The following is a 13,369-nucleotide window of genomic DNA, read 5'->3' as shown; positions in this document are numbered from 1 at the left end:
TCAATATGCAGCCTGCATGATAAAATAAAAGGTTCACATGCCAAAACTGGATGATTCGTCGTATGTCAGCTTCTGCTAAAACTTCTTCACCTTCTACTAGCACGGATAATATCAATGTTGATCCGACTGGCTTTACAAAGCTTGGGTCGCAGTTGCCAACGCTTGCGAATATATTAGCACAAGCAACGCAAGAGCTCGGTTTATCACTAAGTGGCATGCAGCAGCGCACGTTATTATTATACTTAGACCAGCTTTTATTATGGAATAAAGCGTATAATCTGACCGCCATTACTGATCCGGTAGAGGCTTTGGTCAAACATGTCATCGATTGTTTGGCTATTATACCGCATTTGCCGTCAGGGTCACTGCTAGATATTGGTACGGGAGCAGGGTTGCCTGCTGTTATTATCGCGATTTGTCAGCCTGAGCGCCAATGTACCGCACTTGATAGTAATCAGAAAAAAATTCGCTTTATTAAGCAAATTAGTAGTGAGCTTGGTTTGAGCAATGTGCAACCGATTGCTTCGCGTATCGAAGCGCATGAGACTAGCTATGAAGTGGTCACCTCTAGAGCGTTCGCAAGCCTTATAGACTTTGTCGAAGTTGCAGAGCCACGTTTGGCAAAGGGGGGGCAATTATGTGCGATGAAAGGCAAAGCGCCAACCGATGATGAGCTACAGGCGCTAAATCAGGAATGGCAAATTAAAACGATTGAGCTTAAAGTGCCACGTTTATATGATAGTCGTCATTTAATTGAATTATCTTCCAAAAATGTCTAAGCTATGAGCACCTGAGTAGCTATGAAACAATTAACGTAGCTAATTGGACTCAAATTAGAAATAATGCATGAAATAATTAGTCTAGTGTTCGCAAGGTTTTCATTCGTTATCGCATCTATAATATATTAAAATGACTATCAGATTTTTTGTGAAACATGATAATAAAAATTTAGAGTTAAAGACTGTCAGAGTGGAAATCAGTAATAGACCCTAATCAAATTGAGTAAGTGTATGGAAATCATAGCAATTGCGAATCAAAAAGGCGGCGTTGGAAAAACGACGACGGCAGTAAATTTGACTGCTAGCTTAGCTGCAAAGCGTAAACGCGTACTGCTGATTGACTTAGACCCACAAGGTAATGCTACTAGTGGCACTGGTCTAGATAAAAACAATTTAGAGCTGACAATAGCAGATGTTTTACTCGATGGCGTTTCACTGCAGGATGCTACTGTTATGAGCCCAGCAGGTTTCGATGTTATCGGAGCCAATCGTGAGCTGGCAGGTATGGACGTTACCTTGATGGGTCAAACCAATAGTCATGAGCTATTAAAGAAAGCAATGACTCATTTAGTCGATGCGCAAGTTAGCTCCAAAGAGGGGCATTACGACTATATCGTTATGGATTGTGCACCCAGTTTAAACTTACTAACGATCAATGCTTTGGTGGCAACCGATAGCGTCATTATTCCTATGCAGTGTGAATATTATGCATTGGAAGGTCTAGCCGATTTATCACAGACAATTGAGCGCTTAACTGAGCTTAATCCTAAGCTGTATATTCGTGGTGTGGTAAGAACATTGTTCGATGCACGTAACACGCTAGCCCGCGATGTATCCGGTGAACTTGAGGCTCACTTTGGCGATATTATGTATAAAACCCACATTCCAAGAAACATTCGCTTGGCAGAAGCGCCCGCGCACGGTCTACCAGTAATTGCGTATGAGAGGTGGTCAAAAGGTGCGCGCGCGTATCAAAAATTAGCAGCTGAAGTTATCAAACAGAGCTGCTAACAGACGCCAGTCACTGTCGTAAAAGCTAGCAAGTGAATAGACACTAGCTAGCCAATAAAGCATTAGATACCATATTTATCAGTAAGTACTTATTAACAACCATTTGGCTTTTATTTTAGCGTTAGAGGATAGGTAATCATGGCGAAAAAACGAGGATTGGCTTCCAATCGAGGTTTAGATGCCTTATTAGGATCAATCAAAAAAGAAAAGCAAATTACCGCCTCTGCTTTGCAAGACGATACCGTTGTGCGTGATATCGACGCAACGGTTGATGCTAAGTCTATTGCTCAAATACCAGACTTATCTGCTACACAGGTCAATAATGATCCTGCGAAAACCAGTGCAAAAGCCGTTACTGGTGCAAGTAGTCGTGCACCACGTACTATCCGCAACAGCACAAAAATCCGCCACCATGCTAAAAATAGTACTAGAACAGCTAATGAGAGTATCGATAGTAATACGTCTGAAGATCAGATAAGTTTGGTGCAAATCGCGGTGACACAATTGCAAGCTGGTAAATATCAACCGCGCCGCGATATGAGCGAAACAGCACTAGCAGAGCTAGCATCTTCTATTGAGCAGCATGGAATCATGCAGCCTATTGTTATTCGGCCACTATTGGCAAACGAAGATAAAAGTACAGCAGATGTCACTCATGAAATTATCGCTGGTGAGCGACGCTGGCGTGCCGCAAAAATGGCAGGTAAATCGGTTATTCCAGCAATTGAACGCGCATTATCGGACGAACTAGCTATTGCATTAGCGCTGATTGAAAATATTCAACGCGAAGATTTGTCAGTGATTGAGCAAGCTGCGGCATTGCAGCGCTTTCATACTGAATTTGGCATGAGTCATGCAATGATTGCAGATGTAGTCGGTAAAGCACGAACGACAGTTTCGAACTTACTGCGTCTCAATCAGCTGCACGATACGGTAAAAGACCATTTAGCGAACAGTGCTTTAGATATGGGTCATGCGCGTACACTGCTTGCCTTATCTTCTGAACAGCAGCCTATCATTGCACAGAAAATAATTGATGGTGGGATGACTGTACGGGAGGCTGAGAAGCTGGTTAAGTCAATCTTAAATCCTGCACCTAAAGCTGATCGTACTGAACAATCACAGTCTCATGATGCTGAACGTTTAACACAGCGCCTGACAGATATGTTGGGAGCAGAAGTAAAGCTTAAACATAAAAAAGATGGTCAGGGTAGTGTGGAGATATTTTTTCACAACCAAGATGAGTTATCAGCGTTAATAAAACATCTAGAAGCGCAACGTTAATACACTCATTAGACCAACGTACTTAAATAACGTGCTTGAATAACATACTTATTAAGTCTAAAAGCCTTTTGCTATTATGCGCGTTATATTATGCGTGGCTTTCATTATGTAATAGTCGCAAGATTTTGAGCGTTTCAAACGATATACAAGAGAGTCATTATGTGGGAATTGGTAAAAGCAGGCGGTTGGTTAATGATGCCAATCGTCGTATGTTCGATAGTCGCGCTTATCATTATTATTGAGCGCAGTAGTACGCTACAGTTTAACAAAATCGTACCTGGTAGACTACGTGAACAGCTCATAACCCGCCTACGTGAAAACGGTGACATCGGTCGTACCCAGTTGATGAATGTCAAAGAGAAAACGCCATTAGGTGACATCTTAGCGACGGGATTGATGTATCGTCAGTATGGTCTAGACTCTATGACTATGCATATGCAAAATAGAGCGAGCGTACAGATCCATCAATTGGAAAAAAATATCAATATGCTAGGTACGATAGGAGCAATTGCCCCACTACTTGGCCTATTAGGTACTGTATTGGGCATTATATCTTCATTTTTAGCCATTACAGATGGTGCAATGCAAGATCCTACCTTGCTTGCCGCAGGAGTCTCGCAAGCATTGATTACAACTGCCGCAGGTATGGTTGTTGCGATACCAGCACTAGTAGCTTACCGTTATTTTCAGCGCCGAGTTGTAGATGTTAATGCCAGATTTGAGACTGAAGCTGGGCTTATGATTCAAGAGCTTTACGATTATCAGCTACTAGCAGATGCTCATCTACCACTGACTAATTTGCCTACTACGACAGTGCAAAGCGCAGAGACAAGTGATGAGCAGTTGAGTGATACGTTAGGGTTTGACTCTGAAACCAAGCATCAACCTGCATAGAGAAACCTAATATTTTTATCTTCCAGCCTTAGGCCATCAGAGAAATAGCTATGCGTTTTAGAAAGCCTACCGTTGAACCGCTAGAAATCAACTTAACGCCAATGATTGACTGTTTGCTATTTTTGATTGTGTTTTTGCTATTAGCGACGTCATTTAATCATTTTAGCCGTTTAAATATTGTTTTGCCTGAAGCGGAAGGCGTTGCACTTGTCGAGCAGAAGAACAGTATTGAGGTGGCAGTACAAGAAGATGGCAGTTACATGGTTAATGGTATTAGCCTTGCTAACAACAGTGAGGCTGAGCTGACCAACATGCTACAGCAAGAAGCGGGCAGTAAGCGTGATATCCTATTTGTGATTGCTGCTGATGCTAATGCTACCCATCAATCTGTGGTACAGGTAATGGACATTGCTGGCAAACTGGGCTTTTTAAATTTAAATATCAGCACTGTAATGCCACTCGGACAAGCACTACCGCACTAGGTAGTAGACAGTTAAGCTAACTACTGGGTTCTATCTCGCCGTTATACCTCTTCTTTATGCAGTGGCGCTGCCTGTTTAATAAATTCATCTATTAATACTTGACCTGAGGCTTTTATGAGCCAATCTGATACAACTCAAACTCCTATTAACACTAAGCTTGTGCCACCGTCAAGCCCACCTAAGCGTAGGACGCTATTGCGTCTGTTGAGCTATTTGAAGCCTTATTGGTGGGCGCTGCTTTTAACAGTAGTAGGGTTTGCTATTAATGCAGCAACAGAGATCTGGATTGCCAAATTATTACAATATATCACCGACGCTATTAATCAAAACGATCAAGCGAAACAAAACCTGTTTCCAGTCTTGATTATCGCGTTGTTCTTCATACGCGGTGTTGGTAGCTTTTTGGGTAACTATTACTCTGCTTTAGTCTCACGAAATTTGGTGTATGAGTTGAGAGTACAGGTATTTAACAAGCTGTTACGTCTACCAAGCTCGTTCTATTTAGCCAATCCTGCTGGAACTATCTCATCAAAATTGATTTTTGATGTAGAGCAAGTGACGGCTGCTAGTACTGATTCCATGAAAACCTTGTTACGTGATGGCTTAACAGTTGTCGCTTTGCTTGGTTTTTTACTTTATAGCAACTGGCGTTTAACCTTGATTTTGTTTTTAGTACTGCCACCGATTTTGTGGCTGATTCGTTTTGCCTCTAAGCGTTATTTAAAGCTATCCAAAGGTATTCAAGAAACCATGGGTGACGTCAGCCATATTACCAATGAGGTAATCGGCGGCTACCAAGTGGTCAAAAATTACGGCGGCCAAGCTTATGAAGCTCAGCGCTTTAACGCTACTTCAAAAAAGAACTTGCGCCAAGGTATGAAAGTGGTAGTTACCAATAGTATTAATACACCCGCTGTACAGTTATTGATGGCAATGGCGATGTCAGTGGTAGTATGGCTCGCTTTACGTCCATCGGTGATCGACAATATCTCGGCAGGTGAGTTTATCTCCTATATTGCAGCAGCAGGGCTACTCAGTAAACCTGTGCGCTCATTAACCGATATCAATCAAAAACTGCAAAAAGGTATTGCGGCGGGTGAGTCTATATTTGCATTGCTTGATGAGCCTGAAGAGAAGGATACTGGTACGCTCAGCCCATCGTTGTCAGGTGAGATTCAATTGGATAAGGTTAGCTTGGTCTATCCCGATTCAACTGTGGCGTTACATGACTTTAGCTTAGATGTACGTGCAGGCGAGACAGTAGCCTTAGTTGGGCGTAGTGGCGCTGGTAAGTCATCACTGGTTAATCTGTTAACGCGTACCTTAACCACGACCTCAGGGCAAATTACGATGGATGGTATGCCCATCGAAGATATTACTTTAGAGAGTCTACGCGCACAGATTGCGATGGTTAATCAACAAGTCGTGCTGTTTAACACTACGGTCTTTAATAATATCGCCTATGGTAGTTTGGCAGGCAAGTCACAAGCTGAGGTCGAAGCTGCTGCTAAAGATGCCTTTGCTCATGATTTTATTATGAAAATGCCACAAGGCTATCAAAGTCAGATTGGGGCAGAAGGCTTACAGTTATCTGGTGGTCAACGTCAGCGTTTATCGATAGCACGCGCACTATTAAAAGACGCACCGATTTTGATATTGGATGAAGCGACCAGTGCTCTTGATAATGAGTCAGAGTATTATATTCAGCAAGCACTCGACAATGTAATGAAAGACCGTACCACCTTAGTCATTGCGCATCGCTTGACGACGATTGAATCTGCTGACCGCATTGCAGTCCTAGATGGTGGGCAAATCGTTGAGATTGGTACTCATACTGAGCTCATGCAAAAGCAAGGCCATTATGCCCAAATGTATGCGCGCGATTTTGAATCATGAAGGCGAGATGAGCTTTGATTTTCTGTTTAAAAGGCTTCGATGTTGATATCATCAAGTCTTTTACTTTTATACTATTCAACAACGCACTATATTAAGCAACAAATCATTGGCAAAATTGGATGGATGCTAAATAATGAGTATTGAGACCGCGATTACTCGTGCTTGGCAACGAAAAGCAGCTTGGTTATGGTTATTACTGCCTATCAGCTGGCTATATGGTTTGCTTACTTTATTGCGTCGTCAGGCTTATAAAATAGGGGTGTTTGCAAGTTACCGTGCGCCTGTACCCATTATGGTCATAGGTAATATTACGGTTGGCGGTAGTGGTAAAACACCTTTAATTATTACTTTGGTCAGTTATTTGCAACAACAAGGGATAAAGGTTGGGGTAATTAGCCGCGGTTATGGCGGTGATAGTAGCCAGATGCCAGCATTGGTAACCAAAGATAGCCTGCCAAGTACAGTAGGAGATGAGCCTTGTCTGATTGTCAATGTGACGGCCGTACCGATGGCAGTGTGCCCGAACCGAGAACAAGCGATTACGACTTTGCTAAACGCGCATTCTGATTTACAACTTATCATTGCTGACGATGGTTTGCAGCATTATGCTCTACAACGTGATATCGAATGGATTGTGGTCGATGTAGCGCGCGGATTTGGTAATCAGCAGCTCCTACCAACAGGTTTTTTACGTGAGCCGATGGCAAGATTAACAGATGCAACCGTTATTTATCATAAAAAACCAAATGCAGTATCTGATCTCAATAACAATGAAAATTCAGCGCAACGTTTGACCATGCAGTTACAACCCAGTAGCTTATATCCTTTATTATCTGACGATGACGGGCATAGTTTGGATAATTCAAATATATTTATGGTTTCATCTCCTGCGATAGTACCGATGCAGGGTAGCGTGCATGCGGTTAGTGGAATCGGCTATCCGCAGCGTTTTTTTGCAACGCTCAGGACGCTTGGTTTTGATGTGATAGAACATCCCTATCCTGATCATTATGACTTTAGTCTGGTCGAGTTACTACAATATACCGAGCATCCTATTATTGTGACGACTAAAGATGCTGTAAAAATCCGTACGTTACTATTAGCAGAACTCAACAAAATTAATTCTATAAAACCTGATGAATTAATTAATGATGATATTAAAGCCTTAGTGAATAGACTATGGGTACTACCCGTAACCGCAGAACTCTCTAATGCTTGCTATCAAACGTTACAGCAGCAATTAGAAGCATTTGGTATTGATATGCCTACGTCAGGTTTTAGAGATAAGTAAAATAAACCTCATTTTTTCAGCTATTATTCAATCTCGCTTTTAAGCTTATATATTGCCTGTTATAGGAATCATCTATGTCGACTACACCTGTGCCTGCCAAAACTCATATTGTTATCCCTGCACGCTTTAAAAGCACTCGTCTGCCAGGTAAACCATTATTAAACATTCATGGTAAACCTATGATACTTTGGGTCGCTGAAAAGGCTCAGGCAGCGCACTTCGCTGATGATATGTGTATCGCTACCGATGATGAACGCATTGCCAAGGTTTGTCTAGATGCAGGGTATGAGGTAGTGATGACCAGCGCTGATCACGCATCAGGGACAGATCGCTTAGCTGAAGTTGCAGCGATTAAGGGTTGGGAAGAGCATGATATTATTATCAATATGCAAGGCGATGAGCCGCTGGTACCACCGCTGTTATTAGAACAAGTTAAAAATTTGTTAGTACAAGATAGCGATAGCGTTATGGCAACTTTATACGAACCTATTGAAGACTATCATACCTTTACAAGACCATCAGTAGTCAAGGTCGTGAGTGCAACGGTTAATGATAGACAGCGCGCGCTATATTTTAGTCGTGCGCCGATTCCTTGTGATCGTGATGTGGCGCTAGCAGTAGAAGCTGGTAATCTAGACACAACTGAACTACTTGCACCAAAAGATGCTTACCGACATTTAGGACTGTATGCTTATCGGGTAAGCTTACTACAGCAATTCGTCCATTGGCCACAAACACCGCTCGAAACGCTTGAGAGCTTAGAACAACTGCGCGTCTTAGAAAACGGTGGCAATATTGCTATCGCAGCAGCAGAAGTTCAGCTACCTGCTGGCGTGGATACGCAAGAAGATTTGGATCGCTTAAACGCTATGAGCCTTAACGAATTTAAAAGTGATATATAATAAATAGCCTAAGCAATAGTTTAAAAGTTAGCATTTAAAGGTTAACTTTTAAAAGTTACCTACAAGATAAGTGTTAAGCTCAATAAATTCTAAAAAACAGTAGGCAATAAGCGTGAATCAGATGACAGACAGTATTTACTTTGCGCCGCTATTACCATGGCAGCAAGCGCTGTGGACGCAGCTCACTAGTCGTGTGCTATCACCGCCACACAATCTGCCGCATGCATTACTCGCTGCTGGTATGCAAGGGATGGGCAAGCGTGCCTTCGTTTGGCGTTTGGTTGCTTGGCTGTTGTGCCGTGAGCACGATCAGCATCCGCTTGGCGCATGTGGTGGTTGTCAGAGTTGCCAGTGGCTTAGATCTGGTACGCATCCAAGCTTACAAGTATTGCCTATTACTAGCATGCCTGTCAGTGCCGAGAGTCGAGAGATTAATGAGGCCTCAAGTAGTACCGCTAAAAAGACGAAAGCTGATACTAAATCTGCAAAAGCAACCAGCAATGCTGCGCTGACAATAAAAGTGGATGATATCCGCGCATTACAACCATTCATCTATCAAGGTGGGCAGGGGATGCGTATTTGCGTATTAGATCATGCTGAAAAAATGACCATTGCAGCGGCTAATGCGCTCTTAAAAACGCTAGAGGAGCCGCAAGCACAAGTCCATTTATTTTTGATTAGTGACATGCCAGCAAAGCTGTTGCCAACGATTAAAAGTCGTGTGCAGCAGTTACCGCTACAAACTATTGTGTCCTCTATGGCAAATGACTATGTTGCACATGAGCTTGGCAGTACGATTAATCGTGAAGTGGTGAGTCCGATACAAATTGCGCAATTACTACAATTAGCAAACGGTGCGCCGCTTGCCGCAATAGATTTGGCAAAGGCTGCATGGTATAGCAAGCGCTCATTATGGTTGACTACGTGGCAGGCTCTACGTAGCGGCAAGCGTAGCAGTACAGCGGCCAGCGACTATTGGCAAGCTGAGCTTAGTCTTCCAGATTTTCTCAAACTCACTGAGCTGATGCTAATCGATATCCGGCGCGTCTGTCTCGGTCTTGATAGTAGCCATAAAGATATTGCTTTATCAGCGGCTTTAGAAAAATATCAGCCGACAGATAGCGCATTAGAAGCATTGGTAAGCCAATTGCAGCAAACAAAAACGGCGCTGCAACAGAATGTGCAAGAAAAATTCGCCTATGATAAGCTGATGCAAGACTTAGCGTATCTTTAAGCTAAAGCTTACAGACACGCTATATTAAAAATATAAAGACCACCAACCGCTATCTAACCGTATATTTGAACTAAGGATTTGATTATGGCAATGCCAGGACGTGGCGGTATTATTACCTGTCATATTGAAGATGTCGAAAAGTTATATGCTAGCTATTTATCTTTCGTAGATAATGGCGCACTGTTCGTGCCTACCAGTCGTGTACAGGAAATGGGTGACGAGGTCTTTATTGCGATTACTTTACCTAATTCTAGCGAACGCTTACCGATGAATGGTAAAGTGGTTTGGATTAATCATAAAGCCCAAGCTAATCGTCCTGCAGGCTTCGCAGTGCAGATTGGTACCGATGCGGCTGGTCAAAAAATAAAACATGAAGTAGAGCGCTTGCTAGCAGGTAAAATTGATAGCCAGCAAGCGACTTATACCATGTAAACTTATTATTGGTTTAGTAGCTGCTATATTCTAATAATCTAGTAACGTGGCGGCACGTACATATCGTCTGGAATAGGTTCACGATAATACTCATCGTCGCGCTTACGCTCAGGTAATTCTACTTCTTCACGCGGTACTTCTTTATATGGTATCTGCTCAAGCAGATGAGCGATACAATTGAGGCGCGCACGCTTTTTATTATTACCTTCAACTACCCACCAAGGCGCTTCTGGGATATGAGTGCGCTCAAACATAGTCTCTTTGGCTTTGGTGTAGTCTTCCCAGCGACGCCGTGATTGTAAGTCCATTGGCGACAGCTTCCATTGTTTAAGCGGGTCATGAATCCGGCTCATAAAGCGCGAGTGCTGTTCGTCATCAGTGATAGAAAACCAATATTTAACTAACCTAATACCGGAACGTACTAACATACGCTCAAACTCTGGGACGGATTGAAAAAACTCCTCGTATTGCGCATCGGTACAAAATCCCATCACACGCTCGACACCGACACGGTTGTACCAACTTCGATCAAATAATACAATCTCACCAGCCGCTGGCAAGTGTGCCACATAGCGCTGAAAGTACCATTGTGACTGTTCGCGCTCAGTTGGTGCGGGCAGAGCAGCCACTCTACAAACGCGTGGATTAAGACGTTGAGTGATGCGTTTGATCGCACCGCCTTTGCCTGCTGAGTCGCGCCCTTCAAATATAACTACAATGCGCTCACCGCGATCGACTACCCAATCTTGTAGTTTAATTAGCTCACGCTGCAGGCGCACCAGTTCTTGAAAGTAGATACGACGATCAAGCTTCTCTTGCTCCGTCATCTCAAGCCCATCAAAACGAAAATCACGTACATAATCGTCTATTTCATTTTCAAGCTCTTCATCATAAGCATCGATTAAGTCTTGATGCATCTTGCGGCGTAGCTCATCATTGAAGACTTCTTTATCCATGCGTCCAATGAAGTTTCCTTGTTCAGGCTTAGTTAGTTCATGATGTTCTTGCGGTGTTAAGGATTTTGGATCAATTGCCGAAGGTATCTTTGCCATGCCAAACTCCTTTTCATTTATGTATGGTCATTCACATTAATTTTTAGTTCTTCTAAGCCTCTACTTTATCATATTAATATACCGTTTCATTAATAGGTTAAACGCTTTAAAGCCTTATTACATCCAATTTTTAGCATAATAATGACAGTTAATAACTAATAAAAAATGGACAAAAAAACACCCTCTAATCAAAAAATTAAAGGGTGTTTATCGCTAATTAACGGTTAACCTATTAATGTAGCTAGGACAACTTAATCTATAACTTATTTTTCTAAGATACAAGTCACACCTTGGCCACCAGCTGCGCAGATAGAGATAAGCACGCGACCTGAACCTTTTTGATCTAGCAATTTAGCTGCTGTCGCTAAAATACGTCCACCAGTTGCGGCAAATGGGTGTCCAGCGGCAAGTGATGAGCCATTAACGTTCAACTTACTACGGTCAATAGAGCCTAATGGCGCATCAAGGCCTAGGCGCTCTTGGCAGAATGTCTCATCTTCCCAAGCAGCAAGGGTTGAAAGCACTTGTGAGGCAAATGCTTCATGAATCTCGTAAAAGTCAAAGTCTTGTAGAGTAAGACCAGCACGCTCAAGCATACGTGGTACCGCATAGGCTGGCGCCATTAACAGACCTTCTTTGTTGCCAGATTTACCAATGAAATCAACAGCGGCAGTTTCCTGATGAACGATGTACGCTAATGGCTTAAGTCCACGTGCTTCTGCCCATTCATCATTTGCTAATAGTACACAAGAGGCACCATCAGTTAATGGGGTAGAATTAGCGGCAGTCATGGTTGGATTAGCGTTCTTTTTGCCAAATGCTGGCTTAAGCTTACCCATTTTTTCAAGAGTAGAATCTGGGCGCAAATTGTTGTCGCGAGTCAAACCTTTATATGGAGTGATGAGGTCATCAAAGAAGCCTTCATCATAGGCGCGCGCCAAGTTTTTATGACTATTAAAAGCCAATTCATCTTGTGCTTCACGGCTGATGTTCCACTCAAGAGCAGTGATTGCTTGATGATCACCCATAGATAGACCAGTGCGCGGCTCGCCGTTTTGTGGTGATTCGATTAAGTCTTTTGGATTTAAACCCATTAATGCTTGCAAGCGTTGCTTGTTATTTTTCGCAGCACCTAACTTTAAAATCACTTTGCGAAGGCCATCACCAACGGCGAGAGGGGCGTCTGAAGTCGTATCGACACCACCAGTAATAGCTGAGTCGATCACGCCTAAGGCAATTTTGTTTGCAGCAGCAAAAGTAGACTGTAAGCCAGTACCGCAAGCTTGAGAGACATCATAAGTAGGTGTGTGCGGGTCTAAGGCAGTATTTAATGCTGCTTCACGGGTCAGGTTTAAATCGCGGCTAAGCTTTAATACTGCGCCAGCAACCACTTCGCCCATACGCTCATCTTGCAAGTTGTAGCGTTCGATTAGGCCATTAAGGGCGGCAGTCAACATATCAATATTGCTAGCATCCGCATAAGGACCGTTTGAGCGTGCGAACGGAATACGGTTACCACCTAAGATAGCAACGCGATGCTGGCCTGAGCTTAATGTAGTAGCACTGCTCTTTTTGGGCGCTGCGCTTGATTTTTTAGCCTTAGCCGCTGCTTCATCAACTTTCTTGTCATCTTGACTGCTGTCTTTTTTGCTGCTCTTAGTCGACTTTTCCGCTGTATTAGATTCAGCTGTAGTATCAAACACATTAAGATCTTCTGACTCGCTCATATTAGATTCGTCAATTAAATCTTCTTTGATTTTCGCTTTTTTCTGAGCTTGCGCGTCATTCTGAGCGTTTTTAGAGTCGTCATCGACTGGGTTGCCATCGGCATCAACGATAACAGTTGCTTTTTTAAGCTCAGCAATTGAATCATAATGAGCATTACTATCTTGGTCATTATTTTTGGTTTGAGTGTTTTTTTGGGTATTATCAGTTGCTGTGCCGTTGCCCTTAACGACAGTACTTTCGATAACAGGGCTATTTTTTTTGTTACTCATAGAATTATCCTTAAAACGAGTGAATGTAGTAAATGATAAGGCAATAAAATATTGTGATAAATAAGTTAGATCACCAATATATAAGATGTTAGCGGTTTATCATCGTAATTTTTAC

General features: G+C 42.7%; 12 protein-coding genes. 10 read left to right on the top strand and 2 right to left on the bottom strand.

What is annotated here, in order from left to right:
- The first annotated feature begins 62 nt into the window (after positions 1-62).
- The 10 genes from rsmG to AK823_RS07995 all read left to right on the top strand — a co-directional run bounded on the left by rsmG (position 63) and on the right by AK823_RS07995 (position 10,205).
- Complete coding sequence (gene rsmG / locus AK823_RS08040; protein WP_068330236.1) at positions 63-779, top strand: 16S rRNA (guanine(527)-N(7))-methyltransferase RsmG; 717 nt, start codon at positions 63-65, stop codon at positions 777-779.
- 231 nt (positions 780-1,010) lie between these two features.
- Positions 1,011-1,790 carry a ParA family protein gene (locus AK823_RS08035; RefSeq protein ID WP_068328072.1) on the top strand — a complete coding sequence of 260 codons (780 nt, stop codon included), beginning with the start codon at positions 1,011-1,013 and terminating at the stop codon, positions 1,788-1,790.
- A 138-nt stretch (positions 1,791-1,928) separates the two neighbouring features.
- Positions 1,929-3,074: a ParB/RepB/Spo0J family partition protein gene (locus AK823_RS08030; RefSeq protein ID WP_068036144.1), complete on the top strand. Its 1,146-nt coding sequence runs from the start codon at positions 1,929-1,931 to the stop codon at positions 3,072-3,074.
- A gap of 159 nt (positions 3,075-3,233) precedes the next feature.
- A complete protein-coding gene (locus AK823_RS08025; protein ID WP_068036143.1) occupies positions 3,234-3,968 on the top strand; it encodes a MotA/TolQ/ExbB proton channel family protein in 735 nt (244 codons plus the stop codon).
- Between the two features lie 50 nt (positions 3,969-4,018).
- Positions 4,019-4,450 (top strand): biopolymer transporter ExbD, encoded by a 432-nt coding sequence (locus tag AK823_RS08020; RefSeq protein ID WP_068328069.1) that lies wholly within the window; start codon positions 4,019-4,021, stop codon positions 4,448-4,450.
- Positions 4,451-4,564: 114 nt separating this feature from the next.
- Positions 4,565-6,346, top strand: coding sequence for a lipid A export permease/ATP-binding protein MsbA (gene msbA, locus AK823_RS08015; RefSeq protein WP_068328068.1), 1,782 nt, complete (start codon positions 4,565-4,567; stop codon positions 6,344-6,346).
- A gap of 133 nt (positions 6,347-6,479) precedes the next feature.
- Positions 6,480-7,637, top strand: coding sequence for a tetraacyldisaccharide 4'-kinase (gene lpxK, locus AK823_RS08010; protein ID WP_068328065.1), 1,158 nt, complete (start codon positions 6,480-6,482; stop codon positions 7,635-7,637).
- A gap of 74 nt (positions 7,638-7,711) precedes the next feature.
- A complete protein-coding gene (gene kdsB / locus AK823_RS08005; RefSeq protein WP_068328062.1) occupies positions 7,712-8,539 on the top strand; it encodes a 3-deoxy-manno-octulosonate cytidylyltransferase in 828 nt (275 codons plus the stop codon).
- Positions 8,540-8,660: 121 nt separating this feature from the next.
- Positions 8,661-9,773, top strand: coding sequence for a DNA polymerase III subunit delta' (locus AK823_RS08000; protein WP_068330235.1), 1,113 nt, complete (start codon positions 8,661-8,663; stop codon positions 9,771-9,773).
- Between the two features lie 84 nt (positions 9,774-9,857).
- On the top strand, positions 9,858-10,205 hold the full coding sequence (locus AK823_RS07995) for a PilZ domain-containing protein (protein WP_068036132.1): 348 nt from the start codon (positions 9,858-9,860) through the stop codon (positions 10,203-10,205).
- A 38-nt stretch (positions 10,206-10,243) separates the two neighbouring features.
- On the opposite strand, the gene ppk2 is transcribed toward AK823_RS07995, so the two are convergent.
- Together ppk2 and AK823_RS07985 are read right to left on the bottom strand one after the other, a co-directional pair.
- Complete coding sequence (ppk2, locus tag AK823_RS07990; protein WP_228138832.1) at positions 10,244-11,257, bottom strand: polyphosphate kinase 2; 1,014 nt, start codon at positions 11,255-11,257, stop codon at positions 10,244-10,246.
- 263 nt (positions 11,258-11,520) lie between these two features.
- Complete coding sequence (locus AK823_RS07985; protein ID WP_149031898.1) at positions 11,521-12,984, bottom strand: acetyl-CoA C-acetyltransferase; 1,464 nt, start codon at positions 12,982-12,984, stop codon at positions 11,521-11,523.
- Between the last annotated feature and the right edge of the window lie 385 nt (positions 12,985-13,369).

The organism is Psychrobacter sp. P2G3 (assembly GCF_001593285.1).
Classification (GTDB): Bacteria; Pseudomonadota; Gammaproteobacteria; order Pseudomonadales; family Moraxellaceae; genus Psychrobacter.
This window is presented reverse-complemented; position numbering and strand designations above follow the sequence as displayed.

Excerpts from the sequence above, each read along its gene's own strand:
- rsmG (WP_068330236.1), top strand. The coding sequence starts at position 63 with ATGTCAGCTTCTGCTAAAACTTCTTCACCTTCTACTAGCACGGATAAT.
- AK823_RS08030 (WP_068036144.1), top strand. The coding sequence starts at position 1,929 with ATGGCGAAAAAACGAGGATTGGCTTCCAATCGAGGTTTAGATGCCTTA.
- AK823_RS08020 (WP_068328069.1), top strand. The coding sequence starts at position 4,019 with ATGCGTTTTAGAAAGCCTACCGTTGAACCGCTAGAAATCAACTTAACG.
- AK823_RS07995 (WP_068036132.1), top strand. The coding sequence starts at position 9,858 with ATGGCAATGCCAGGACGTGGCGGTATTATTACCTGTCATATTGAAGAT.
- lpxK (WP_068328065.1), top strand. The coding sequence starts at position 6,480 with ATGAGTATTGAGACCGCGATTACTCGTGCTTGGCAACGAAAAGCAGCT.
- AK823_RS08025 (WP_068036143.1), top strand. The coding sequence starts at position 3,234 with ATGTGGGAATTGGTAAAAGCAGGCGGTTGGTTAATGATGCCAATCGTC.
- AK823_RS07985 (WP_149031898.1), bottom strand. The coding sequence starts at position 12,984 with ATGAGCGAGTCAGAAGATCTTAATGTGTTTGATACTACAGCTGAATCT.
- AK823_RS08035 (WP_068328072.1), top strand. The coding sequence starts at position 1,011 with ATGGAAATCATAGCAATTGCGAATCAAAAAGGCGGCGTTGGAAAAACG.
- AK823_RS08000 (WP_068330235.1), top strand. The coding sequence starts at position 8,661 with ATGACAGACAGTATTTACTTTGCGCCGCTATTACCATGGCAGCAAGCG.
- ppk2 (WP_228138832.1), bottom strand. The coding sequence starts at position 11,257 with ATGGCAAAGATACCTTCGGCAATTGATCCAAAATCCTTAACACCGCAA.
- msbA (WP_068328068.1), top strand. The coding sequence starts at position 4,565 with ATGAGCCAATCTGATACAACTCAAACTCCTATTAACACTAAGCTTGTG.
- kdsB (WP_068328062.1), top strand. The coding sequence starts at position 7,712 with ATGTCGACTACACCTGTGCCTGCCAAAACTCATATTGTTATCCCTGCA.